Annotated in this window: 1 pseudogene; it reads right to left on the reverse strand. The window is 67.1% G+C overall.

Going from position 1 to position 1262, the window contains the following annotated elements:
• Window positions 1–41: 41 nt before the first annotated feature.
• Window positions 42–1189, reverse strand: a pseudogene (locus E1287_RS43260) (IS3 family transposase).
• Between the last annotated feature and the right edge of the window lie 73 nt (window positions 1190–1262).

The following is a 1262-nucleotide window of genomic DNA, read 5'->3' on the forward strand; positions in this document are numbered from 1 at the left end:
GTGATGTGCCCCGAGTTACGTGGTGTCGGTTTACCGGAATCTCATGCCGGCTGTCGGGTGGGGTAGATCCTCTCGTACTCGATCGGGGTGAGCATCCCCAGGGCACTGTGGCGGCGTCGGCGGTTGTGGAAGATTTCCAGGTATTCGAAGATCGCGTTGGCCAGTTCGATCCGGGTGCGCCAGCGCTGCCGGTTGAGGAGTTCGGTCTGCATCCGCCCCCAGAACGACTCGATCACTGCATTGTCGTAACAGTCGCCGATCGAGCCCATCGAGGCCACTAGGCCGGAGGCCTTGGCGCGTTCGGTGAACGCCCAGGAGGTGTACTGCACTCCGTGGTCGGAGTGGATCAGAGTCCCGGGTGATGGCCGGCGATTCTCGATCGCCATGCCCAGCGCGTTGGTGGCCAGGGCTGCGGTCTGGGTCGAGTCGATCGACCAGCCGACCACGCGGCGGGCGTAGACGTCCAGGACAACGCAGCAGTACACCTTGCCCTCACGGGTGGGGTGGTCGGTGATGTCGGTGACCCACAGCTGGTTGGGGGCGCTGCGGTGGAAGTCGCGGTCGACCAGGTCGGCAGCGGTCGGAGTCTGGTGCTTGAGCCGCGGCCGCCGCACTCCGGGCATCCCCTTGAGCCCGGCCCGGCGCATCAGCAGCTCCACTGCGCCGTGGCCGACCTGGATGCCCAGGCCCAGGGTGAGCTCAGCGTGCATGCGCCGGCCGCCGTAGGCACCGCGGGAGTCGGCGTGGACGGCCCGGATCTGCTCGGTCAGCCACGCGTGCCGCAGCGCCCGCGCCGAGGGCGGCCGCCGGCGCCACATGTGGAACCCCGATTCGGAGACCTGAAGGATTCTGCAGCAGGTAGCGATCGGCAGGCCCTCTTTCGCCATCACCTCGATGGCCTCGAACCTCCTTTTGGGGGCACCGCCTCTCTCAGCAAATCGACCGCCCGCCTCGTGATGGCCAGCTCGGTCTCCAACTCGGCGATCCGGCGCCGCGCCGCGACCAATTCCGCGTGGTCGGTCGACGTCAGACCGGGCTCCAGACCTGAGTCGATGCGGTCTTGCCGCAGCCACAGGTAGATCGTCTGACTGGGCATGTCCAGGTCCGCTGCGACCTGCCGGACCGGCCGACCGGCCTTCACCAGATCCAGCACCTTGCGCCGGAACTCAGGGGGATAGCTACGGGGCATCGGATGCCTCTCCTCGTGATCAACGGCACGAGGATTCCAGCAACCCGACACCACCAAAGCCGGGGCACATCAC

This window comes from Actinomadura sp. KC06 (assembly GCF_004348735.1).
GTDB lineage: Bacteria > Actinomycetota > Actinomycetes > Streptosporangiales > Streptosporangiaceae > Spirillospora.